Consider the following 22,539-nt stretch of genomic DNA (forward strand, 5'->3'; position numbering starts at 1 on the left):
GTATTATATTATTTATGGGACATTTTTTATAAAACAAGGGATATTGCCGGAGAATGTCGAAACATATAACATATATAGAGTAATTCCTCTTAATAATTACTTACAAAAGGAAGTGAATTTTAATGCAATGCCCTAATTGCTACCAGGAAACAGAACAAGGAAAGTTCTGTACCAATTGTGGTGCATCAATTCCAACAGGTGATTCTCCAGTTACTGAAGAACCAATAAAAGATGAGTCAGAATTCGAGCAACAAACGCAAGAATATACGGATGACTCCATCCAATCAAATGAAACTTTAGAGAAATTAAAAGAATCATCTGCTAATTTCAGTCACTTTTTCCTTACGATTGTTAAAAAACCAAGCGAAGTAACACGGGCAAACGGGAATGACTTTTTATCTGGTATCATTTCTATCTCCCTTTATTCATTTCTTTTTGCTTTAGGTTACTACCTATTAGTTGATAGCTTTATCAATACGTTTTTAGGTACTGCTGGCAATGGTATGTTGGGGGGACGGCCGAAAGTTCAATCATTACCTTTTACAGATGGATTCCTGTGGCCTTTTCTAAAATTCATCATTTTATTTGCTATTATGGCGTCCTTAACGTTTGCGGGCTTAAAGCTTACAACCAGTGACTATTCTTTCCAATCAATTGTTGCTAAATATGGTGGTTACTTAATACCTTTTTCTTTACTGCTGGTAGTCGGTTATATCCTTATGTTTATTAGTTTATATTCTATTGGACTTGTCGCGATAGTTGTTAGTGTTGTTGGTTCCATTTTACTTATCCCAACATTTATTCTACTTGAGCAAGCGGTATCAGGAATTGACCGAATTTATTTACTGATCATCCTTTACATGTTGAATATCCTGGTCACTTTATTTGTTTTACAGTCCATATTTGCGTCAGCTTTAAGGTTCACACCATTTAGTAGAATGTTTGGACTTTAAGCAAGCTATAAGAACGAAGAAAAATCTCTTGCCAGATAATTGACAAGAGGTTTTTCTTAACCAAAAAATAAATCAAGTATGTTGCTGCCTGCTGAACTTTTTTTGTTGTAAAATTCAGAGTACCCACAATTCTTACAGTAAATAACAATAAATTGATTGTGTTGAACATCAAACATTTTTGACAGACCTGTGCCTGACATTGAGACCTCTTTTTGATCAGCATCTTTACTTCCACACTTTAAACAACCGTTCGATTCTCCCAAAAATATCACCCTTTATTTTTTATACGGTAACTGTTATCTTTTGTTTCAAAATTGTAGTAAAATTATTAGTCAGAAGCAATAACTTGAAATGAAAAGGATGTGACGTATGCCAATTTCAATTCAGGGTCTGACGAAGCAATTTCCAAACGGCAAAGGAATATTTGATGTATCCTTTGACATTGCAGATGGTGAAGTATTCGGATTCTTGGGTCCAAATGGCGCAGGAAAATCAACAACAATCCGGCACATCATGGGCTTCATGCGACCTACGGAAGGGACAACAACAATCAACGGTGTAGATTGCTGGAAAAATAGTTCAGAAATACAAAAATCCGTTGGCTATCTTCCGGGAGAAACAGCCTTCCTAGAAGGAATGAGTGGACAGGAATTCCTCATGCTTTTGGCAGGGATGAGAAAATTAAAAGATACGAGCCGACAAAAAGAATTAATCGAACGCTTTCAGTTGGACGCAAAAACACCTATTCGAAAGATGTCTAAAGGTATGAAGCAAAAGATCGGCATTGTCGCCGCTTTTATGCACGATCCCGCGGTACTTATTTTAGATGAACCCACTAGTGGCTTAGACCCTTTAATGCAAAATACATTTGTTGATTTAATTAAAGAAGAAAAAGAAAATGGAAAAACAATTTTGATGTCCTCCCATAGTTTTTCTGAGATTGACCGGACGAGTGACCGCGTTGGAATTATTAAGGATGGAAAATTAGTTGCAGTAGAAGACATTCGAAAACTGCAAGCCATACAGCGGAAGGTTTTTCAGGTTACCGTCAAAACTGATGAGGATATTATCAGTCTGAAAAACAGTAATCTTGACGTCATACAAGTAGACGGACATCAAGCTCAAATTGCTGTTCAGGGTGATTACGAAACATTCATCAAAACCATTAGTCACTGCGGTATTACCAGTATTGATATTCAGCGTCAAAATCTCGAGGATATCTTTATGCATTTCTACAGCAGGGAAGGTGATCAATAATGGGCTCCCTATTTACGGTAATGATGAAAAATAATGCGAAGTCGATAGGTAGCTTCACACTTGGATCCATCTTTTATTTAGTAATGATTATTTGGATTTATCCTTATATTGCGGATTCCAAATTTTTTGAAACGATGTTTGAGACTTTGCCAGATAGTTACATGAAAGCATTTGGCTTACATGCTGGAATATCCAGTATGAGTGGTTTTGTCGCTGGGGAATATTACGGTCTGCTATTTATTGTCATTTTATTGATTTTTTCTGTCACAACTGCCACACAACTAATAGCACGTTTAGTAGACCGGGGTTCTATGGCGTATTTATTGTCAAGTGGTCTTTCGCGCACAAAAATCGCTTTAACACAGATGTCTGTCATTATCATTGGGTTAGGAGTAATCATTACAACCACTACGTTAACTGGTGTAATAGGAGCTGAGCAATTTATACAAGAAGGTAATTTTGATGCAGGCTCATTTATCAAACTGAATGTGGTCACCTTTTTACTATTTTTTGCAATCAGTAGCTATTGCTTTTTATTTTCTTGTATATTCAACGATGAAAAGAGGGCACTTGCCGTATCTGGAGGTCTTTCATTTATATTCTTTGCGGTCGACATGCTGGCAAAAATCAGTGACAAACTTGATTGGTTACAATACTTCACTATCTTTACTACATTTGACGCAACTGGGATTGCAGAGGGAAACGTGGATATTTTACCAATTAGCTTGGGGTTGGGAATAGCTGGTATCATTCTTTATACCGTCGCCATCTTTATTTTTAAAAATAGAGACCTTCCTCTTTAATTATGTAGGTTGGAACCCTTACTTTCCAACCAGGAGTTTGTTAGCAATGACAAACTCCTCAATTATTCAGAACTGTGTCCATCAAACGTGGCTGTTGCAATACCTTCTATATCCTCCACTGTTCCAACACTTTCATCACTATTGTAATACATGTCATCATAATCTTCATGATCGTCATAAAAGTCTGAAGGAGAGTCTGATGAACCATACCTTTCAACTTCCTGCCACGCATCTTCTCTGTCAAACCCTGTTTGCGTTTCATTTGTGTGGTCATGCAGATTAGTGGTCATAATATCTTCCTCAACCGGACGGTATTCAACAAATGTGTCGTGTTTAGCATGTGCAACACATCTGTCAGCAGTTGGAACTGCTTCTAACCGCTCGACTGGTATGTCACTGCCACACGTACTGCAAATCCCATATGTCCCTTCTTCTATCGCAGACAAAGCTTCATTTATTTCTTTTAGTTCAACTTCAGTGTGCTGCGATAACGCCTGATCCCTTTCCATACTGAATAATTCTGTACCCGTATCAGCTGGATGATTATCATAATTAGATAGTTCTTGTAGTCGTATTGAATATTGTCCATCCGATTCCCTTAAACGGAACAATTCTGATTGTCTATGGACTAATTGATTTTTAAATCCTGATACCTGTTGTCTAGTTAACATTGGTCTTTCCCCTCCAATATAGATGCAAATTGCTACTACCTATAATTTGCGCAAATGACCAGTATTCATGCGGTTTAAACCTATTGGTTATTACCCCAAATCATGTCAATGTGGGGAATATTATCATCAAGATATATTTCTGATTTTTGAATAAATCCTAATTCTGAATAAAATTTATGCAGGTAATTTTGCGCCTGAATTTTAATACGGTTTTCATTCCATTCATTTGTTATATATTGAATCGCATTTTCCATCACTAATTTACCGTATCCTTTACCTCGGTGTGGCTTCGTTACCAATACACGACCGATTGACGCTTCATCATATTTTGATTTAGTTGGTAAAATACGGACATATGCTGCAATTTCATCATTAACTGTCAAAAAGTAATGAACAGCTTCCTGATCATGTCCGTCTATTTCTTCGTAGGCACATTCCTGCTCTACTACAAACACGTCTACTCTTGCCTTCATAATATTGTATAACTCGTCATTTGATAATGCTTGAAAGTCTTTTATATGCCATTCCATACTACTTACTCATCCCTTTTTTTCTTTTCATAATAGCAGAAAAGCAGCTCCTACGCGAAGAACTGCTTTTTATACTTATAGATCATCAAATCCGTTATCACTGTAATTTACTTTTGTATATTGTCTTGGTTTTTGTTCAAAAAAATCAGACTTACCTAAGTCCACTTCTTCATACGCTTTAATCCAGCGTAAAGGATTTTTACGGTATTCGGGGTAAGGCCGTTCGTAACCAAGCTGTTTGCACCTTACATTAGCATAGAACTTAATATATGATTCCACATCTTTTATATCAATGCCAGTAATGCGGTCACCGATGATGTAATTTGCCCATTCTATTTCAAGCTTAACCGCTTCGTGAAAGGTTTGTTGTACGAAATCATTCATATCCTCTGAATCATAGTCTGGGTATTCAACAAGTATTTCTTTGTATATTTTTACAAACAAGTCAACATGAATTTGTTCATCCCTGTTAATATAATTAATCATGGTTGAAGTTGCCATCATTTTTTGATTTCGGGCTAAATGATAAAAAAATGCGAATCCTGAATAGAAGAACAGTCCTTCAAGGATAACATCGTAAACAATTGACTTTAACAGGCTTTCTACGGATGGATTTTCCACAAATTCAGCATACCCTTTTGTGATAAAGTCATTACGTTTTTCCAGGACAGGTTCACTCCGCCAAAAATCAAAAACTTCATCCTGTTTTGTTTTAGAGACTAGACTTGATAACACATAGGAATATGAATGATTATGGATTACTTCCTGTTGTGCCAAAATAATCATCAACGCGTTTAAACTTGAATCAGTCAGGTAATCTGCTACTTTCCCTGCATAATCTGTTTGGATGCTGTCCAGTAACGCCAATAAACCAATAATTTTGAGAAAAGCATCCTGTTCATCATCCGTAAGTGTTTGCATTTGTTTTCGGTCTTGTCCCATGTTTATTTCAAACGGCGTCCAAAAATTGCCCAACATTTTTTTATACTTTGGGTACGCCCAGGAAAACCTGACGTCATCCCAATTTAAGATATTTGAACTCGAGCCGTTAATAATTTTTGTCGATTGATTTGGCGCGTCCTTGTCCATGATTGTACGCATATTTATCGATGACATGATTCTCCTCCTTAATGTGTGCTCCGTATGATGATTCCATACTTAACTTGAACATGATTCACATTCGTCGATTTCCGATGATGTTGACCGTAAATAATAGGTTGTTTTAAAACCTGATTTCCATGCTTGTAAATGAATCTCCAACAGCTCGCGGGCTTGTACTCCATTTGGCACATAAATATTAAATGAGATTCCCTGATCAATATGTTTTTGCCTTGCAGCGTTTTGCCTGACACTCCATCTTTGATCAAGTAAATAGGCAGATTTATAATACCAGGTTGTTTCCGCATTTAGATCAGGTGCTGTTACTGGAATTTTAAAGTCCTTTTTCTCCTCTGAGTAAAACTTCCTGAAAATCGGGTCAATGCTTGCAGAACTTCCAGCAATCAAAGAAGTTGAGGAATTTGGCGCGACAGCCATTAAATAACTGTTTCGAATGCCATGTTCTTTGGTTTCCTGTTTTAGTTGATCCCAATCCAAGTCAGAAGTTTTATCATCCATATATCCTTTTCGTTCAAAATACTTTCCTGTTTGCCATTCCGAACCTTCATATAATGGGTATGCACCTTTCTCCTTGGCAAGATTAACACTTGCCTGAATCGTTAAATAGGCGATGGTTTCATATAAACTATCTGCGTATCTAACCGCTTCATTGCTTTCCCATTTCACTCGTTTAAGCGCTAATAAATGATGCCACCCAAACGTTCCAAGTCCTATAGCACGATAACGTTTGTTCGTATAATCCGCTTGTGGAACCGGTATGTTATTTAAATCAATAACATTATCCAGCATCCGCACTTGAATTGGGATAAGTTCTTCCAGTACCTCGTTGGTTACAGCTCGTCCTAAATTAATCGAAGAAAGATTGCATACAACGAAATCACCAGGTTCTTTTGTAATCAGGATTTTTCCGTCTTTTGTTTCCTGGCCCAGAAATTTTGTTGGACTTTGGTTTTGCATAATCTCCGTGCACAGGTTGCTGCAATAAATCATACCTGTATGTTTGTTTACATTTTGACGATTAACTTCATCACGGTAAAATAAAAATGGACCTCCTGTTTCGAGTTGACCTTTCATTATAATTTTCATAATATCAATTGCAGGTACCTTTTCTTTAGACAAGTTTGGGTTAGCAAGACACGCTTCATATTTATCACGAAAAGATCCTCTGCCTTTTTCTTCATCATAATAATCTTCCAGTGAATATCCCATTACAGTTCGCACTTCATGGGGATCAAATAAATACCAATCTTCCCGTGCTTCAACCTTTTTCATAAATAAATCAGGTAACGTAACACCGGTGAATAAATCATGGGTCCTAAATCGCTCATCACCATTGTTTAGTTTTGCATCAAGGAATGTATGTATGTCCTTATGCCAAACATCTAAGTACACACAAATAGCGCCTTTTCGTTGTCCCAGCTGGTCGACACTGACAGCAGTATTATTTAGTTGTTTCATCCAGGGCATTACACCTGAAGAAGCGCCTTTAAAACCTTTTATCATACTTCCACTCGAGCGGATCTTCCCTAAGTAAACACCTATTCCCCCACCATTTTTTGATAAGTTTGCAATATCGGTGTTGCTGTCATAAATACTTTGCAGGCTGTCATCCAGCGTATCAATGAAACAGCTGGATAACTGCCCATAGCTTTTTCCAGCATTAGCGAGTGTTGGTGTTGCAACGGTCATATATAAATTACTCATTGCCCAATAGGCATCCTCCACTAACTTTAACCGTCTATTTTTGGGCTCGTCCTGCATAAGCGTCATAGCAATTATCATAAACCGCTCCTGTGGAAGTTCAAAGATTTGTTTGGAGTAGTCCTTTGCCAAGTAACGATCCGCTAATGTCTTTAAACCGATAAATGTAAAAAGCTGATCACGCTCTGGGCAAATAACGTTACCTAGATAGTCCATGTCCTCTTTTGAATAGGTATGTAATAATGCTTCGTTGTAGATACCAATAGTTGTTACCTCATTAATCAGCTCGTAAAGCGACCCATATTTATCTTGATAGTTATAGTTGCGGTTACTTGCCGCTTGTTTGTATAACCACTCGGAATAAATGGCAGATGCAGCATATGTCCACTCAGGATTCTCTTCATCTATATTGGCTAGTGCCTCAAGTGTAAGATGGTTTACCCAATCTTCGTCTGATAGCGTTGGCTTTACATCACTTCTTTTTTCTAAAAAGGCTTGAATTGGTAGTGCAGAAAATGACTCTCTTAACTTTTCCTCCGTATAATACTTCCAACTGGTTAACGTTGCATTTTGCATGGCTAAACAACTCCTTTTTTTATATTAGAAAACTTGGCTTATCGCCTGGCCTTTATGGCCACTTAGTTGCACTTATGCAGTGAGAAAGGATTTATACTTTTTTTACTGCGCACAAAAAAACCGTTCACGCTAAGGGCCATGAACGGTTAAAACGACAGAAATAGGTTCTCCATCATTTCGTATTCTTTGGCCCCGAAGAATTGAAACTTATTACAAGCTTTGGCAGGTCTCCTGACTTATGTGTTAATCTACTTGAGTACCTTCCCGTATTATTGCTGTTAAGCAAAACAATACAGTGGTTATTAGACTCGTTCGTCCACATTCACAGTTGCGGGGACAGTTCCGGTTTCACACCAGATTCCCTATTAAGGCCATTAAACTGGCCACCAACGCTTGTAGGTTATAACTATATATAGTGTTTGTCTTTTAAATATAAACAATATATTGTGTTTAAAGGCTATCATACGTTGTTCATGAAAGCAATACCATATTTTTTAGAATTGGTGAAAGACTTGATTGCAGTAAGGAAATTCTTTTTGATTTCCTTACTGTTAAAAAAGGATACCGGTACGAAATGTCGAACTAAATTAAGTAAGAGAACAGGAGGTTTTAATATGGAAAACAAAAACATCGGAATAATTGGTATAGGCGTAATGGGAAAGAGTATGGCGAAAAACTTGTTAGATGCAGGTTATTCAGTCCAATTATTTACCCGTACCAAAAGCAAAGCACAATCACTCTTGGAATTAGGTGCCATATGGAAGGATTCTGTTTCAGAAGTAGTAAAGAATGCTGATGTAGTCATTACAATGGTCGGATACCCAGACGATGTGGAAGCTGTATACTTTGGTGAAAATGGAATTTTAGAAAATGCTAAAAGAAATGCGTATGTTGTGGATATGACTACTTCTAAACCTATAATTGCAGAAAAAATATTTAAAGAAGCTAGTGAAAGAGGTTTGTTTGCACTGGATGCACCTGTTTCAGGCGGGGATATTGGAGCGAAAAATGGAACACTATCCATTATGGTTGGTGGTCAACTTAAAGCATATGAACAGCTTAAACCAATTTTCGAAGTAATGGGTGGAACCATCATTCATCAGGGGCCGGCTGGATCTGGTCAGCATACCAAGCTTTGTAATCAAATAACAATTGCATCTAACATGGTTGGTGTTTGTGAATCGATTACCTATGCAAAAAAAGCTGGCCTTAATCCGGAAAGAGTACTGGAAAGCATAACTACAGGTGCGGCTGGGAGCTTTTCACTTTCAAACCTTGCACCTAGAATGATTAAGCATGACTTTGCACCTGGTTTTTATGTAAAACATTTTATAAAGGATATGACGATTGCCCTTGAGTCAGCAAAAGATATGGGTTTATTAACACCCGGATTAGCACTTTCCCTGGAGCTCTATACAGAACTGGCAGAACAGGGAGAGCAGGAGAGTGGAACCCAGGCGTTGATTAAACTTTTCAGCTAGTTTTACATTTGTTGCCATACCAATAAGCCTAAATCTCACTTTCGCTTGTCAATTTGTTCTTGTACAATAAATGCCAAGTCATTATTACCAAAAAGCTGTAATACATTAAGTACTGTTGAGTCAGGGATTTCTTCTGACTCTTCTTTTGTTACTGTTAACTCTAAAGCCTCTTTTAATGCGCTGTTTTTCATTTGCGACGGATATGCCTGTTCATATAAAACCTTTGGCTCAAGGTCATTGTTTATACACCACTGTGCATAAATAAGGATCATCATTTTTTCATCGTTTTGATAACTTTCAATTACTCTTTTTTCCATCTCTTTTTGATCGTAGTCCATTATCATTCCCCTTCTTTCTTTAGCATAAATATCCATGAAAACGTTAGTGCCTGCTTTAAATCATCAGGAAGTCCTTCATAATTCTGTGGTTTTACGCCATCCCGGTAAACACCAAATCCATCAACATATGTAAAGTTATTTTCCAGTGCTAGCTTTTGAAATTCCCAGGGCATCATCGTATTCGCTATCGCTTTTTCACCGTAAACACGAGGATAACTATGTGCACGTGGCCCTGCAGTTGGTCCCAAAATCCCAACACATAACATGCCACCTTTTTTCAAAACCCGTCGCAGTTGCTTAACTGCATGTGCAGGGGTTTCTGTCCATTCTAAGACGTTAATTGACATGATCCCATCACAGCTATTGTCTTCAAACGGTAAATCCATCACATCACCTTGAATAAAGGAGATTTCCTCGTCAGCAATTCGTTCCTTCGCCAGTGAAATCATTTCACCAGAAAGATCCATCCCGACTACGTCAAGCCCCAGCTTATGCAGTTTATATGTTCCATAGCCATCACCACAACCAATATCATAAACCCGGCTGCCTTTTTCCATGTGTTTTTCTATAAAAGGAACAATATCTTTTCTACTTCCATTGTCCCACATACCAACACTGCGTTCATTCCAAAACTGCGCTCGACTATCCCACTGCAATTCTGCTTCTTTTTTCCAGTTAAATGAAGTCATTTAAAAACCTCCTTGATTCTAATTTTATTATAACCCAGATTTGTTAACTTGGTGAAACATCAATTTGTGAAGACTAAAATTTATAGTTTTCTTCAACAAGAAAAAAAGGTTTACCTCCTGTTGCAGGAGGTAAACCTAATATTTTTTATAGTTTGGTTACATTAGCTGCCTGTGGTCCGCGATCGCCTTCAACGATTTCAAATTCAACGTCCTGGCCTTCCTCGAGCGTCTTGAAACCTTCTCCTTCAATCGCTGAGAAATGTACGAATACGTCGTCTCCATCTTCACGTTCGATGAACCCGAATCCTTTGTCCGCGTTAAACCATTTTACTTGTCCAGTCATTAACATGACCTCCTTATACAAATATCGTGCAAAGCAATTGAATCATAAATACTTTTACACCACTTTTAAAGAGATCGAAAAGTATTATTCAAACTCCAATTTCCTTTTGCATCTTTAATGTTACCGTTTTGCAAAAAAAAATTCAAGTAAGGGAAACTGTTAGGGGAAATAGATTCTATGAGTTGTGAACTTGAGCCAGATTGATGTGAACTTGAGCAACTTTCGTGTGAACTTCAGTCGATTAATTCTGAACTTGAGCCAAACAGCCAAGTTTCGGCTTCATGGGGTTTTTCACTAAAATTACAGACTGGCAAAAAGATAAAAATCATGGTAAAATAGTCTCTTGCAAGAGTAAAAATGAATAATAGTAAACGCCAAACATTTGTATCTTGCAAATATAAATGACAGGTGGTAATAAAGTGACAAACTCAAAAGAATATCACGTTTTATTGTATTATAATTATGTACACATAAAGGATCCAGAGCAATTTGCAATGGATCATCTGAAGTTTTGTAAGGACCTTGACTTAAAGGGGAGAATCTTAGTAGCGAATGAAGGTATTAACGGTACTGTTTCAGGAACAATTGAACAGACTCAAAAATACATGGAAGCTATGCATAATGACCCTCTTTTTCATGATATGACCTTTAAAATTGACGAACATGATGGACATGCGTTTAAAAAAATGCATGTGCGTCCACGTAAAGAGTTAGTAACACTTCGTTTGGAAGATGATGTTGACCCGAAGAAAACTACTGGAAAACATCTAGAGCCAAAAGAATTTTTTGAGGCTATGCAAGATGATAACACAATTGTACTAGATGCTCGAAATGATTATGAATTTGATTTAGGACACTTCCGCGGGGCAATCCGCCCTGATATCGATACGTTCCGTGACTTGCCTGAATGGGTGAAAGAAAACAAACACCTGATCGAAGGGAAACGAATTCTAACTTACTGTACAGGTGGTATTCGCTGTGAAAAATTCTCTGGCTGGTTAGTGAAAGAAGGCTTTGAAGACGTAGCACAATTGCACGGTGGGATTGTCACATATGGACAAGATCCGAACGTTCAAGGCGAACTATGGGATGGTCAGTGTTATGTATTCGATGAAAGAATTGCTGTTCCAATTAATCGTAAGGAACATGTAGTTGTTGGCGTTGATTATTTTGATGGTCAACCTTCCGAAAGATACGTTAACTGCGCTCATCCACCATGTAACAGACAGATGATCTGTACTGAGGAGAATGAACACAAGTATCTACGTGGTTGTTCACATGAATGCCGTGTTAGCCCTCGTAATATGTACGTGAAGGAACATGGGTTAACTGAGGAAGAAGTACAGGAGAGATTAGCAGTACTTGGAGAAGAAAAAACAACTCAAACTATATGATAACCTGGACTAGGCTAAATTAGCCTAGTCCTTTTTAATGCCGGTTAAATTCAACATTTTGACTAGTCTATTTGGTATTGCTATTATTTTCAATAAGGAGGTTGATCGAATTGACCATTTATGATTATTCAGCAAAGACACTTATGGGTGAAGAAAAGCCATTAAAGGACTATGAGGGTAAACCTGTTCTTATTGTAAATACAGCAAGTGAATGTGGATTCACACCCCAATTCAAAGGTTTACAGGAATTATATGATGAGTTTAACGAGCAGGGGCTTGAAATTCTTGGATTTCCCTGCAATCAATTTAACAACCAGGATCCAGGATCTGACGAAGCTATTTCGGAATTCTGTCAACGAAACTATGGGGTTACATTTCAAATGTTCGGTAAGGTTGATGTGAAAGGCGATGAAGCCCACCCACTATTTCAGTATCTTACAAAGGAAGCACCTGGAATGTTAACGAAGCAAATTAAATGGAATTTCACAAAGTTTTTAGTAAATAAACACGGTAAAGTCATCGAGCGATTCGCACCACAAACGAAACCTGAAAATATTAGGGATAATATTGTGGAAGAGATTAATTCATAATAGCAAAATCGAGCACTGGTGACCAGAAATCGCGCACTGCACAGTGAAAATCGCGCACTGACGGTTAAAAACCGAGCACCATGAGGTTGGCGCTCGGTTTTACGTGATTGGTGCTCGAAAACACAATTTGATGCTCGATTTCATTTGGTTGGTGCTCGAAAATAGGCAACCAGCGCTCGGAAATCCCAAACGCCAGGAACAGAGAACTGTTCAAGTTGGCTGTTTAGAATTATATTACTTGTTCACTATAAATTAATGAACACTCATGTAACGATTCCGGGCTTTCAACATTTGGAAGATTCCGTATAGAACCAGACCAGCTGCTATCAGACCAAGTATCCATTCGCCGAAAGGCTTCTGGGCCAGCTTAGATAATGCTCCATTTAGCCCAACTGGTTTATTTGGATTAGCCGTCCAGCCAGCCATAATAATAAAATAGCCAATGATACTAAACGTCACACCTCTAGAAGAAAGACCTATTTTTCCAATTCTTTTTCCAACACTTAATTCATTCGACTTCATTTCTGCTTTTTTAAATTTCTCAACAAACTTTTCACTATAGGCAACATAAAACTCGTGGATACCTACACCTATCACAATTACGCCAACTAGCATGATGGCTATTTGCCCATACTGGGTTGATAACAGCCTAGTAATCCATGTCTTGCTCCCACCGCTGGAGCTTAATGTATGCCAGGCAACTGTAATAGCAGTATACGCTAATATACCGTACATAATTGCACTAACTAAATAGCTGAATCTGCTGAATATCCCTTTAAAATTATTTCCTTTTTGATCGGGGTCATTAAAAATCTGAATTAACCTCCACATCACAAAGCCGATTAAACCTACAGCGATTACCCATAATAGAAGGTTTCCATAAGGTTTGTTGGCAAGAGAGGTAAATGCACCCTTAGTACCTGCTGTCTTACCGCCACCCATTTCTAAAGCGGCCATTATTGAAAGTAATCCCACTAATATATATACAATACCTTTAGAGACGTATCCAAACCGTGCAAAACCTTTCACCCACGGTTTTGCCTTTCTTGCTTGCTTTTTCGTTTCGTGTTTTGTTTCTTTACTATTCATTATTCTTCTCCTTCCTACACGCATTTAAAACATTTTTTTCAAGTTTAAGAGGGTTGTTGCACCCTGGAATTTGCCATTCCCCAAGTAACATTGCGTTAATTTTCATATTCCCTTTTCCTGTGATTTTAATCTACTAAAGATAGTCAAACAGCCGTGAAAAATTTGGTAATTCGATTTTAGAATACTTGGCTTATCGCCAGGCCTTAATGGCCACTTAGTTGCACTTATGCAGTAAGAAAGGATTTATACTTTGTTACCCGCTAAACAAAACAAAAAGGAATGCTCATCGCATCCCTCTCGTTTTGTCTATATTTTGTTTGAAACAGTATACTGCTTAATTCTTAGTATGCTTTCGCCCAATATACCAATTCTTTTGCTTCCTTCCCACAGTATACACATGTATCTGAGACTTTTTCCTGCTCAAACGGTATACAACGTGAAGTTGCAGTTGTTTCTTCTTTTATTTTTTCTTCACACGCCTGATCGCCACACCACATTGCTTTAATGAAGCCAGTTTTCTCATCAAGCGTTCGTTTAAACTCTTCAAATGTAGTTACAACAGTTGTCTTTTCCTTGCGGTGGTGAACCGCCGTATCAAATAGATTTTGTTGGATCTCATCCAGCAAAGCTCGTACTCTGTCCTGCAATCCATCGAGTGACACAAATTCCTTTTCACCTGTATCACGGCGTACAATAACTGCTTGATTGTTCTCTATATCCTTCGGTCCAATCTCAACTCGAACTGGAATACCTTTCATCTCATATTCGTTAAACTTCCAGCCAGGAGATTTATCACTAGCATCAATGTCAACTCGGGCAATCTCCTTCAATTGATCCCGCAAGTCATACGCTTTGTCTAGCACGCCTTCTTTTTGCTGAGCAATTGGTACAACCATCACCTGAGTTGGTGCAATCCGCGGCGGAATTACTAGACCACGGTTATCACCATGAACCATGATAAGTCCTCCCATAATCCGGGTAGAAAGCCCCCATGAAGTCTGATGAACAAATTGGCTTTTTCCATTTTCATCTAAGTACGTAATATCAAAGGCTTCCGCAAAACCAGAACCGAAATGATGGGATGTACCTGATTGCAATGCTCTTCCATCATGCATTAAACTTTCAATTGTCAGTGTGTAATTTGCACCGGCAAATTTTTCCTTATCTGTTTTACGTCCTTTAAGGACAGGAATTGCTAAGTAATGTTCTACGAGGTCTGCGTAAACACCAAGCATTTTTTCTGCTTCTACCGATGCATCTTCGTCGGTTGCATGTGCTGTATGGCCTTCCTGCCAATGAAATTCAGAAGAACGCAGGAAAGGACGTGTTGTTTTTTCCCAGCGCACAACATTTCCCCACTGGTTATAAAGCATTGGTAAGTCACGGTAAGAATGAATATTTTTAGAATAATAATCACAGAAAAGCGCTTCTGAAGTTGGACGAATAGCTATTCTTTCAGCTAGCTCCTCATCTCCACCATGTGTTACCCAAGCCACTTCTGGCGCAAATCCCACAACATGGTCTTTCTCCTTTTGCAGCAAGCTTTCAGGAATAAATAATGGAAAAGCGACGTTTGAATGCCCTGTATCCTTAATCATTTTATCCAGTTCATTCTTTATATTTTCCCATATTGCAAATCCGTATGGCTTAATTATCATTGTCCCCCGCACTTGCCCATAATCAACCAAGTCTGCTTGCTTGACCACATCTGTATACCACTGTGCAAAATCATCTTCCATTGCAGTTATTTTTTCGACAAACTGTTTATTTTTCTTACCCATCTATATAACCTCCTTCAAAAATTGAAATCACCTGGTGAAGCATTACAATAGTTAGACTAGACTGTTTCTTTTTAAATACAAAAAAGCCTCCATCCGAAAAGGGACCGAGGTTTGGTGGTACCACCCTTGTTTACAGAGAAACTTGTTCTGTACACTTAGCTTGATAACGGTATAATTACCGCGACATCGCAGATTAACTTGCTTTCCTTGATGGCGAACTTAAAGGCAGGTTCCAATTTGTGTTTTTAGGAATTCACAGCGTCCATTCCCTCTCTTTAAAAAACGAGCAAACTATACTAATCCTCATCAACGTTTCATTTTGTATTGTTTCAAATATATAATTATGCGTATATAAAGTCAAGTACGATTATCTAGCACTTGATACTTTGAGAACCATTGTCCGTCCATATTATGTGACCCAATATATGTAAAGCCTGCCTCTTGATAAAAGCGGTTTAATACTTCATTATGCCCTATACAATCCAATCGTAATGGACCACTTTTTTGATCCTTATTTTTAATCATCCAATACATGAGTTCCTTGCCAATATCCTTTTTGTGTTGATCAGGGGCAACAACTAATCGATGAAGGTATACAGCATTATCATTCCCAGTCCCATTCCCCCATAACTGTAAATCCCAATTATTCTTTTCAGGGGAAAGGTTGAAAGACGCTATTAATCTCTCTTCGATGTCTTCTACGACATACGTAGTCCCTCTAACTATTGCCGCTTCGATTTCATGATTTTCTTTTCCACTGTGGAGATAACTCCACTGATCTATGCCCTTTTCTTTTAGCCATTCTGTCGCCCCAGTGAGCATGTTAATTACAGCAGAAACATCGTTTTTATCTGCTTTTCGAACTTTATAGGCGGAAGATAGTTTAGTCGTTAAATTTAAGATCATTCCAGGTCCTCCTTTAAAAATTATGCTCTTTTCGTAGGCTTCGTCGACTTTTAACCCTTGCAGTTGGTATTAACTGTGACGATGTGAAAAAGTTTTTCGACGCCGTTCCGGCAGAACACTTCGCTTTCCGCGGGCACGGCCTCAGTCTCCTCAGAAGCAAAGAGCGCTTCTTCCGGGGTCTTCGGACGCGTGCTGTTCCCGCAGGAGTCTTCGTATTCTGCCTTCACTAGGTAAGAAAGCTACGCATGAATTCTGTATCTTCACGACAATTCCTAATTCCTCTCCATTAAGCTATCTAAAAAGGGTGATAGGAAACAAACATACCAGTTATGTCGCAGTTTAATAGATTTTGTGTCAAAAAACAACAGTTTTTACCCAATAGGTCTCAGCCTCAAGACGGAGACAAAAACGTTCTGAAGGTCGTTTTGAACAAGTACCCTATCCGATATGCTTTAGATAAGATAAACAGTATTGGAAAGGGCGTTATATGTATGGGTATTATGCCAGGAAAACACATTAATGTAATAAGTGACAAGGGGACAACACAATGGATCTATTAAAAAACAAGAACTTTCTATTTTTATTACTTGGAAGAATCATAACAAACATTGGCGATAGCATCTATTATGTAGCTGCAATGTGGCTTGTTTATTCTTTAGGTGGGAGTGCATTTTACTCTGGCTTAGCTGGTTTTCTAACTTTGGTTCCAGTTGCTCTGCAATTCGTAACCGGACCGTTTGTTGATCGTTGGCCAGTTAAACGAACCTTAGTTATAACCCAGGTTTTACAGGCAATCTTAATTTTAATCATTCCTATTGCCTATTATTACGACGTTCTTACTGTTCAAATTGTTTTAGTTGTTATGCCGATTGTATCGTTTATTGAACAGTTTGCGTATCCTTCCCAGTCGAAAGCCTTGCCGATTATTTTAACCAAGAAACAGTTAGTAAAAGGAAATTCCTATTTCTCGTTTGCTTATCAGGGAATTGACATGGTTTTTAATGCCCTGTCAGGTTTATTGGTGGCTTTCGTGGGAGCTATTACACTCTTCCTTGTAGACTCACTAACTTTTGTTATAGCAACGGTTTTGTTTTCTTTGCTAAAAATTCCACATACGGATGAATCAAAAGTTCCTTCTGAAAAGGGTATCAAGAAAGGGATAGCTAACTATCTTGAAGATTTAAAAGAAGGCTTCTCAATTGTTTTTGGTTCATTGATGGCTACTTTTCTACTTGGTTCAATCGTGGCGAACTTTGCAATCGGTGGTGCACTGGCCATCCTCCCTGCCTTTGCTGATCAGCATGGTGGAGCCGAGATCTATGGATTTTATCTTGCAGCAATGTCGATTGGCGGTTTAATTGGAGCATTACTTGCAACGTGGATGGGGAAATTTCGCTTGGGTATTTTCGCCATTATTGCTTTTCTAATCGCTTCTATTTGTTGGGTTTTATCAGCCATTGTGCCGTGGACATTTATAGGCATCATCCTATATGGAATGGCCTGGATTCCAATAGGTGGTACAAACGTCATTTTTGCTGCGGCCCTGCAAACAATCATACCAAACCGTGTACTTGGCCGCGTAGGTTCAGTGTCTGCCAGTATGGGTACAATAGCTATGCCTATTGGTTCATTGGCTGGGGGTTATTTTGCAACAGTTTCAAACCCAACACTCATATTCGCCTTAACTGGAATCGGGATTCTATTTATACCTGTCGTTTGGTTGCTTCACCCACGCTTACGAAGTTTACCTAAGGCTGAAGAATTATCCCCAGAAATATTTGGACTGGACTTTTCTGAAGAAAATATGGAACAGGCAAAAAGCTAGGGACACTGTCCTAGCTTTTTACTTTAGGCTGTTTCTATGAAATTGTTGTTTTTGACATGAAATGTATAGAATGCGACGTAACGCTAGATTGATTTCCTACCAACCCTTTAACTGAATTGGTGCCGATCCAACGGCCGGGGCCACGACGGCCGATATCGTAGCGGTAAGTTACGTTGCTGTTTTCATCAACTGTCGAAAATTAAAAAGCAACAAAACTTATGAGTTAAATTACTCTTGCACCTAATGCTGAAACAAAATGCCCAAGCGCCCATTCGTGGCCAATCTCGTTAAAGCTTGCAACAGCATCCTTATGCACAATAATTTGAAAGCCTTTGTTGTATGCGTCGACAGCTGTATGCAATACACATATATCCGTACAAACACCTGCCAAATGCACTTCCTCTATCCCTCTTTCGCGGAGTTTAATTTCTAGATTTGTCCCAGCAAACGCACTATATCTTGTCTTATCAAAATAATAGACTTGGGCCTTATCCTTATTTTCCTCATAGACACGAGCAAGATTTCCATAAAGGTTTCTGCCTGTCGTTCCTTTTATATTATGTGGCGGAAAAAGTGTTGTTTCCGGATGATGCGTGTCTTGCTCGTCATGCGCATCTATTGCAAATACAACATAATCACCGTTCTGGATAAATGCCTCTGTTAGCTCCACTATTTTCGACTCAATTAACTGACCGGGTTTGCCACATGTTAAAGTGCCCTCAGTGGCTACAAAATCATGGGTATAATCGATGTTAATCAACGCTTTCCTCATTTTTGCCTCCCCCATTTCTGTGAATGGTCAAAACTCAGATTAGTTTACCTTAACCTCATGCGAAACACCGTGTATACGTGTTGCCGCGTGATATGTAGGACCGACCATCTCTGTATAAGAAAAACCATAAGCAATTGCAGTTGTAACGAAACTTTTTGCAATTTTAACTGCATCTTGGATGGAATTACCTTTTGCCAATTCGGCTGTTATTGCTGCAGCGTATGTACATCCTGCTCCACTTGTATTCACAGTATGAAGTCGTTCTACCTCAAACGTTGTATAAGTAACACCATCGTAGAGAACATCTACAGCAGGTCCCTCAAGTCGACCACCTTTGACCAGTACATACTTCGGACCCAGGTTGTATAAGTCTTTGGCTGCCTGCTTCAAGTCTTCCACACATGTTAAAGCTCTTCCATCCAGTAAAACCGATGTTTCTGGCATATTTGGTGTGATAATAGTTGCTAATGGTAACAGCTTTTTCTTCAAAGCATCAATTGCATCGTCCTCTAACAATTTCGAGTCCAGCTTCCCAACCATGACTGGATCAATGACGATATGCTTTACCTGTGATCCATTAATAATTTCGGCAACTTTATCAATTACTTTTTTTGAAAAAAGCATACCGGTTTTTATAACATCCACGCCAACTTGTTCTTTCGCTGTAGCATACTGTGCTTCAATAGCTTCAATTGATTGTGAGTGAATATTTTTCTTCGTTTCCGGGTGTTTAGCAACAATAGCTGTTATTACACTCATACCATATACATCTAATTCCTGAAATGTTTTTAAATCGGCCTGAATTCCTGCACTGCCTCCAGCTGCGGAACCGGCTATTGTCAAAACCCTGGGTGGTTTAATCATCGTACAAAATTCCTTTCCTGCTTAAAAAATTACAACAAGCACAAACCATACAATCATGATGCCTTGTATGACAACTTTCGCTACTGCACCACTTAAGAATCCAATCAATGAACCAACTGATGCACGGATAGCTTCTTTACCTGTTCGCTTCTGAATCATTTCAACTACCAAAACAGTTGCAAACGGAATGATTAGTATGCCAAAGGGTGGAATGATAAAAGATCCAACAATTACGGCGATTGCCGCGGCACGCTCTCCCCATTTACTGCCACCGAATTTTTTTACAAAATAGCTATTTGCAATGATGTCAGAAACTATAAGTACAGCTGTTAAGACAACCATAACAATCCAAAAGGTTATGCCTAGTTCCCCTCGTTCAATTATAAAGTGATACAAAAGGAACCCGACCCATAAAACGAGTGGTGATGGAATGATGGGATAAATTATCCCGACAAAACTTAAAACAAATAAAGCAATTATTACGATCCAAATAAGAATATCAACCATGCTTTTTTAGCCTCCATTTTTACAACCTGTTATCTGTTCTTTAAAAGACCTGATGGTGCCTAAAACTATTCAATTAAGCAGCAGGTATAATGACAAAGATTTTCTGTTCAAGTATATCACTTATTAGCGATCGTACTAAAAAAAACACCTTTACGGAATTGACACAAACTGATCCTCACATTTCATACCACTAATTACCTTAATAAGAAAGACTGAAAAGGCACATTGTAAAAAAAGGAGGTGGGAATTTTGCCCGGAAATAAATTAGTATTTCTACTACTTATTGCGTTGTCTGTTTCACTTGGTAGTTGTAGTAACAGCCAGGAAATTACAGAAGAACAACATCCGACTTCAACTAATCACAAATACAGTTACGATAAATTGAGCTATCAAAAAGAGTTGACTAAAAAAACACCAGTTAAAAAAATAAATGATAAAGAAATCAGAGGCATTTACCTCAACCGGAATTCATTAAAGGAAAAGAATCTTGGTAGCTATCTTGATCTGCTGAAATCCACCAATTTAAATGCTGTTGTGATTGACATAAAAGATGATTTCGGAAAGCTTACCTATGATTCCAATATTGAAACCGCTAATGATATAGGCTCAGACAATAACCCTGTTATAGCAGATATGGATGAATTTTTGGAACGCCTAGAAAAAGAAGACATTTACACAATTGGACGAATTGTTGTTTTCAAGGACCCATTTTTAGCGGAACAAAAAAATGAATACGCTTTAAAAAGGGAAAATGGAAGTGTTTGGAGTGATCATGGAGGGGTTAAGTGGATTGACCCTTACAAAAAAGAGGCATGGCGATATATTACAGACATTGCCAAGGAAGTTGCAGCATCTGGCATTGATGAAATTCAATACGATTATATTCGTTTTCCTGAGAATGCCAAAAAGGTTGATAAGGAAATTACGTATGATAATAAAAATAATCAGAGCAAAAGTCAGCTGATTTCATCTTTCTTAGAGTATTCCAAAAAAAGTCTCCAGAATTATTCTGTAAATGTTTCGGCAGATGTCTTTGGTTTAGTAACAACAGCAAAGGATGATATGGGGATTGGTCAACTGTGGGAACAAATTTCTCCTAATGTCGATTATATCTCGCCCATGACTTACCCGTCACACTATGCACCGTTCTCCTATGGCATCAGTAATCCAGATGAACACCCATACGATTTGCTGACTGAAGCTATGAAAGACGCCAAACAAAGAAATGAAAAGCTAAGTGAAAACGGGAAAGCAACTGCTACCATAAGACCATGGATTCAGGATTTCAATTACAAAAGTGACTATACAGAATCTGACATACGAAACCAATTAAAGGCTTTAAAAGTACAGGGGATTCATCAATACCTACTGTGGAATGCCTCCAACGATTATACAGACGAAGCCTTTGATTAGAAAACTTGGCTTAACGCCAAGCCTTAATGGCGAAAGCCTTAGTTGCACTGCAGAAAGAAAGTTTTTATACTTCTTTACTGCTTAAAGGAAAACCGTTAGCAAAGCTGGATGGCTTCACTAACGTTTTTTTATCACTACGGTTTTTTACCAAATAAACTCGATAGCTTTGTTTCCTCTTTAACTAAAATTCGTTTATAATTTTCTTTATGTGAAACAATGCTTATAACAAATAGAATGAATGCGATAAATCCTGGGGCAATCCAGAAATAATAAAACGTTGTGACTACGAATGATAGATACATTAACAACACACCAATTATCAAATAATCGGTGATAAATGTGAAAAGCAACAAAGCGCCTATAGAAATAACAGCTATCTTCCAATCGAGAACTAACAAAGCCCCTACCAATGAAGCTGTCCCTTTTCCACCCTTGAAACTCATAGTAATAGGATAATTGTGCCCGATTATGACAAAGAATACATTCATGTAAACAAGTAGAATTGTTATGTCCGCAGTTAAGTCATATAAATTTACTATATAAGACAATAATACAACCGATAATGAAGCTTTTAAAATATCAATGAACGCTACTACAGCACCATATTTCCATCCGAGCAAAATGGTTGTGTTTGATGCACCAGAATTTTTTACTCCGGATTTCTTAATATCTACCTTCTTAAGCTTACCGACTAACTGGGAACCATGTGCACAGCCAAACAAATAACCAATTACTATACTCAGCAAATAAAGCATATACTCCCCCCTTTCCTATAGTACTATAATCATTCCATCAACTAAATAGGGTATTCTTTTTTACGATAAGTGAACGGAAAGGTTTCCTTATTATTTACTACTTTTGATATGATAAGTTAAAGCTACTAAACAATTGTTGTAAGGAGTACTGTCGCTTGAAAAAAATAAACAAAGATATCCTA

23 protein-coding genes, 1 riboswitch and 1 other annotated feature are annotated in these 22,539 nt (G+C 38.1%); of the genes, 8 read left to right on the plus strand and 15 right to left on the minus strand.

Going from position 1 to position 22,539, the window contains the following annotated elements:
- Positions 1 to 122: 122 nt before the first annotated feature.
- Positions 123 to 953 (plus strand): hypothetical protein, encoded by an 831-nt coding sequence (locus ACOI1D_RS15930; protein WP_422502533.1) that lies wholly within the window; start codon positions 123 to 125, stop codon positions 951 to 953.
- A gap of 56 nt (positions 954 to 1,009) precedes the next feature.
- On the opposite strand, the gene ACOI1D_RS15935 is transcribed toward ACOI1D_RS15930, so the two are convergent.
- Positions 1,010 to 1,216, minus strand: a complete 207-nt coding sequence (locus ACOI1D_RS15935) for a zinc ribbon domain-containing protein (protein ID WP_422502535.1) — start codon at positions 1,214 to 1,216, stop codon at positions 1,010 to 1,012.
- Positions 1,217 to 1,322: 106 nt separating this feature from the next.
- On the opposite strand from ACOI1D_RS15935, the gene ACOI1D_RS15940 reads away from it, so the two are divergent.
- A complete protein-coding gene (locus tag ACOI1D_RS15940; RefSeq protein WP_422502537.1) occupies positions 1,323 to 2,210 on the plus strand; it encodes an ABC transporter ATP-binding protein in 888 nt (295 codons plus the stop codon).
- Positions 2,210 to 3,013, plus strand: coding sequence for an ABC transporter permease subunit (locus tag ACOI1D_RS15945; RefSeq protein ID WP_422502539.1), 804 nt, complete (start codon positions 2,210 to 2,212; stop codon positions 3,011 to 3,013). Before ACOI1D_RS15940 ends, ACOI1D_RS15945 begins: the two co-directional genes overlap by 1 nt.
- Before the next feature lie 62 nt (positions 3,014 to 3,075).
- On the opposite strand, the gene ACOI1D_RS15950 is transcribed toward ACOI1D_RS15945, so the two are convergent.
- The 4 genes from ACOI1D_RS15950 to ACOI1D_RS15965 all read right to left on the minus strand — a co-directional run bounded on the left by ACOI1D_RS15950 (position 3,076) and on the right by ACOI1D_RS15965 (position 7,610).
- Complete coding sequence (locus ACOI1D_RS15950) at positions 3,076 to 3,684, minus strand: TraR/DksA C4-type zinc finger protein (protein WP_422502541.1); 609 nt, start codon at positions 3,682 to 3,684, stop codon at positions 3,076 to 3,078.
- Positions 3,685 to 3,764: 80 nt separating this feature from the next.
- Positions 3,765 to 4,214 (minus strand): GNAT family N-acetyltransferase, encoded by a 450-nt coding sequence (locus tag ACOI1D_RS15955; protein ID WP_422502543.1) that lies wholly within the window; start codon positions 4,212 to 4,214, stop codon positions 3,765 to 3,767.
- A gap of 75 nt (positions 4,215 to 4,289) precedes the next feature.
- Positions 4,290 to 5,330: a ribonucleotide-diphosphate reductase subunit beta gene (locus tag ACOI1D_RS15960; RefSeq protein WP_422502545.1), complete on the minus strand. Its 1,041-nt coding sequence runs from the start codon at positions 5,328 to 5,330 to the stop codon at positions 4,290 to 4,292.
- Positions 5,331 to 5,372: 42 nt separating this feature from the next.
- Complete coding sequence (locus tag ACOI1D_RS15965) at positions 5,373 to 7,610, minus strand: ribonucleoside-diphosphate reductase subunit alpha (protein ID WP_422502547.1); 2,238 nt, start codon at positions 7,608 to 7,610, stop codon at positions 5,373 to 5,375.
- A 204-nt stretch (positions 7,611 to 7,814) separates the two neighbouring features.
- Positions 7,815 to 8,016: riboswitch (cobalamin riboswitch) on the minus strand.
- Between the two features lie 142 nt (positions 8,017 to 8,158).
- Here ACOI1D_RS15965 and ACOI1D_RS15970 point away from each other — a divergent pair.
- Positions 8,159 to 9,091, plus strand: coding sequence for an NAD(P)-dependent oxidoreductase (locus tag ACOI1D_RS15970; protein ID WP_422502565.1), 933 nt, complete (start codon positions 8,159 to 8,161; stop codon positions 9,089 to 9,091).
- Positions 9,092 to 9,126: 35 nt separating this feature from the next.
- Here ACOI1D_RS15970 and ACOI1D_RS15975 read toward each other — a convergent pair whose 3' ends face one another.
- The 3 genes from ACOI1D_RS15975 to ACOI1D_RS15985 all read right to left on the minus strand — a co-directional run bounded on the left by ACOI1D_RS15975 (position 9,127) and on the right by ACOI1D_RS15985 (position 10,467).
- Positions 9,127 to 9,429, minus strand: a complete 303-nt coding sequence (locus tag ACOI1D_RS15975; protein WP_422502549.1) for a hypothetical protein — start codon at positions 9,427 to 9,429, stop codon at positions 9,127 to 9,129.
- 2 nt (positions 9,430 to 9,431) lie between these two features.
- Complete coding sequence (locus ACOI1D_RS15980; RefSeq protein WP_422502550.1) at positions 9,432 to 10,118, minus strand: class I SAM-dependent methyltransferase; 687 nt, start codon at positions 10,116 to 10,118, stop codon at positions 9,432 to 9,434.
- A 145-nt stretch (positions 10,119 to 10,263) separates the two neighbouring features.
- Positions 10,264 to 10,467 (minus strand): cold shock domain-containing protein, encoded by a 204-nt coding sequence (locus tag ACOI1D_RS15985; protein ID WP_422502551.1) that lies wholly within the window; start codon positions 10,465 to 10,467, stop codon positions 10,264 to 10,266.
- A gap of 413 nt (positions 10,468 to 10,880) precedes the next feature.
- Here ACOI1D_RS15985 and ACOI1D_RS15990 point away from each other — a divergent pair, with 413 nt between their 5' ends.
- Positions 10,881 to 11,855, plus strand: coding sequence for a rhodanese-related sulfurtransferase (locus ACOI1D_RS15990; RefSeq protein WP_422502552.1), 975 nt, complete (start codon positions 10,881 to 10,883; stop codon positions 11,853 to 11,855).
- 110 nt (positions 11,856 to 11,965) lie between these two features.
- The gene (locus tag ACOI1D_RS15995) at positions 11,966 to 12,445 is read left to right on the plus strand and encodes a glutathione peroxidase (protein ID WP_422502553.1); all 480 of its coding nucleotides are present in this window, start codon (positions 11,966 to 11,968) and stop codon (positions 12,443 to 12,445) included.
- A 252-nt stretch (positions 12,446 to 12,697) separates the two neighbouring features.
- Here ACOI1D_RS15995 and ACOI1D_RS16000 read toward each other — a convergent pair whose 3' ends face one another.
- From ACOI1D_RS16000 to ACOI1D_RS16010, 3 genes are all read right to left on the minus strand, one after another.
- Positions 12,698 to 13,534: a DUF1206 domain-containing protein gene (locus ACOI1D_RS16000; RefSeq protein ID WP_422502554.1), complete on the minus strand. Its 837-nt coding sequence runs from the start codon at positions 13,532 to 13,534 to the stop codon at positions 12,698 to 12,700.
- 341 nt (positions 13,535 to 13,875) lie between these two features.
- Positions 13,876 to 15,315, minus strand: a complete 1,440-nt coding sequence (proS, locus tag ACOI1D_RS16005) for a proline--tRNA ligase (protein ID WP_422502555.1) — start codon at positions 15,313 to 15,315, stop codon at positions 13,876 to 13,878.
- A 96-nt stretch (positions 15,316 to 15,411) separates the two neighbouring features.
- Positions 15,412 to 15,634, minus strand: a binding site (T-box leader).
- Between the two features lie 38 nt (positions 15,635 to 15,672).
- The gene (locus ACOI1D_RS16010; RefSeq protein ID WP_422502556.1) at positions 15,673 to 16,221 is read right to left on the minus strand and encodes a GNAT family N-acetyltransferase; all 549 of its coding nucleotides are present in this window, start codon (positions 16,219 to 16,221) and stop codon (positions 15,673 to 15,675) included.
- 547 nt (positions 16,222 to 16,768) lie between these two features.
- Here ACOI1D_RS16010 and ACOI1D_RS16015 point away from each other — a divergent pair.
- Positions 16,769 to 18,046 carry an MFS transporter gene (locus ACOI1D_RS16015; RefSeq protein ID WP_422502557.1) on the plus strand — a complete coding sequence of 426 codons (1,278 nt, stop codon included), beginning with the start codon at positions 16,769 to 16,771 and terminating at the stop codon, positions 18,044 to 18,046.
- A gap of 223 nt (positions 18,047 to 18,269) precedes the next feature.
- Here ACOI1D_RS16015 and ACOI1D_RS16020 read toward each other — a convergent pair whose 3' ends face one another.
- From ACOI1D_RS16020 to ACOI1D_RS16030, 3 genes are read right to left on the minus strand one after another with little or no spacing between them, the layout of a single operon-like run.
- A complete protein-coding gene (locus tag ACOI1D_RS16020; protein ID WP_422502558.1) occupies positions 18,270 to 18,818 on the minus strand; it encodes a cysteine hydrolase family protein in 549 nt (182 codons plus the stop codon).
- A 39-nt stretch (positions 18,819 to 18,857) separates the two neighbouring features.
- The gene (gene thiD / locus ACOI1D_RS16025; RefSeq protein ID WP_422502561.1) at positions 18,858 to 19,682 is read right to left on the minus strand and encodes a bifunctional hydroxymethylpyrimidine kinase/phosphomethylpyrimidine kinase; all 825 of its coding nucleotides are present in this window, start codon (positions 19,680 to 19,682) and stop codon (positions 18,858 to 18,860) included.
- Between the two features lie 21 nt (positions 19,683 to 19,703).
- Positions 19,704 to 20,189, minus strand: a complete 486-nt coding sequence (locus ACOI1D_RS16030; protein ID WP_422502562.1) for a DUF456 domain-containing protein — start codon at positions 20,187 to 20,189, stop codon at positions 19,704 to 19,706.
- A gap of 249 nt (positions 20,190 to 20,438) precedes the next feature.
- Here ACOI1D_RS16030 and ACOI1D_RS16035 point away from each other — a divergent pair, with 249 nt between their 5' ends.
- On the plus strand, positions 20,439 to 21,602 hold the full coding sequence (locus tag ACOI1D_RS16035; RefSeq protein ID WP_422502563.1) for a putative glycoside hydrolase: 1,164 nt from the start codon (positions 20,439 to 20,441) through the stop codon (positions 21,600 to 21,602).
- A 134-nt stretch (positions 21,603 to 21,736) separates the two neighbouring features.
- Here ACOI1D_RS16035 and ACOI1D_RS16040 read toward each other — a convergent pair whose 3' ends face one another.
- Complete coding sequence (locus tag ACOI1D_RS16040) at positions 21,737 to 22,357, minus strand: glycerol-3-phosphate acyltransferase (RefSeq protein ID WP_422502564.1); 621 nt, start codon at positions 22,355 to 22,357, stop codon at positions 21,737 to 21,739.
- Positions 22,358 to 22,539 lie beyond the last annotated feature (182 nt).

The sequence above is a fragment of the Virgibacillus sp. DJP39 genome (genome assembly GCF_049310925.1).
Lineage (GTDB): Bacteria > Bacillota > Bacilli > Bacillales > Amphibacillaceae > Virgibacillus_F.

Excerpts from the sequence above, each read along its gene's own strand:
- ACOI1D_RS15930 (WP_422502533.1), top strand. The coding sequence starts at position 123 with ATGCAATGCCCTAATTGCTACCAGGAAACAGAACAAGGAAAGTTCTGT.
- ACOI1D_RS15940 (WP_422502537.1), top strand. The coding sequence starts at position 1,323 with ATGCCAATTTCAATTCAGGGTCTGACGAAGCAATTTCCAAACGGCAAA.
- ACOI1D_RS15945 (WP_422502539.1), top strand. The coding sequence starts at position 2,210 with ATGGGCTCCCTATTTACGGTAATGATGAAAAATAATGCGAAGTCGATA.
- ACOI1D_RS15950 (WP_422502541.1), bottom strand. The coding sequence starts at position 3,684 with ATGTTAACTAGACAACAGGTATCAGGATTTAAAAATCAATTAGTCCAT.
- ACOI1D_RS15955 (WP_422502543.1), bottom strand. The coding sequence starts at position 4,214 with ATGGAATGGCATATAAAAGACTTTCAAGCATTATCAAATGACGAGTTA.
- ACOI1D_RS15960 (WP_422502545.1), bottom strand. The coding sequence starts at position 5,330 with ATGTCATCGATAAATATGCGTACAATCATGGACAAGGACGCGCCAAAT.
- ACOI1D_RS15965 (WP_422502547.1), bottom strand. The coding sequence starts at position 7,610 with ATGCAAAATGCAACGTTAACCAGTTGGAAGTATTATACGGAGGAAAAG.
- ACOI1D_RS15975 (WP_422502549.1), bottom strand. The coding sequence starts at position 9,429 with ATGGACTACGATCAAAAAGAGATGGAAAAAAGAGTAATTGAAAGTTAT.
- ACOI1D_RS15980 (WP_422502550.1), bottom strand. The coding sequence starts at position 10,118 with ATGACTTCATTTAACTGGAAAAAAGAAGCAGAATTGCAGTGGGATAGT.
- ACOI1D_RS15985 (WP_422502551.1), bottom strand. The coding sequence starts at position 10,467 with ATGTTAATGACTGGACAAGTAAAATGGTTTAACGCGGACAAAGGATTC.
- ACOI1D_RS16000 (WP_422502554.1), bottom strand. The coding sequence starts at position 13,534 with ATGAATAGTAAAGAAACAAAACACGAAACGAAAAAGCAAGCAAGAAAG.
- proS (WP_422502555.1), bottom strand. The coding sequence starts at position 15,315 with ATGGGTAAGAAAAATAAACAGTTTGTCGAAAAAATAACTGCAATGGAA.
- ACOI1D_RS16010 (WP_422502556.1), bottom strand. The coding sequence starts at position 16,221 with ATGATCTTAAATTTAACGACTAAACTATCTTCCGCCTATAAAGTTCGA.
- ACOI1D_RS16015 (WP_422502557.1), top strand. The coding sequence starts at position 16,769 with ATGGATCTATTAAAAAACAAGAACTTTCTATTTTTATTACTTGGAAGA.
- ACOI1D_RS16020 (WP_422502558.1), bottom strand. The coding sequence starts at position 18,818 with ATGAGGAAAGCGTTGATTAACATCGATTATACCCATGATTTTGTAGCC.
- thiD (WP_422502561.1), bottom strand. The coding sequence starts at position 19,682 with ATGATTAAACCACCCAGGGTTTTGACAATAGCCGGTTCCGCAGCTGGA.
- ACOI1D_RS16030 (WP_422502562.1), bottom strand. The coding sequence starts at position 20,189 with ATGGTTGATATTCTTATTTGGATCGTAATAATTGCTTTATTTGTTTTA.
- ACOI1D_RS16040 (WP_422502564.1), bottom strand. The coding sequence starts at position 22,357 with ATGCTTTATTTGCTGAGTATAGTAATTGGTTATTTGTTTGGCTGTGCA.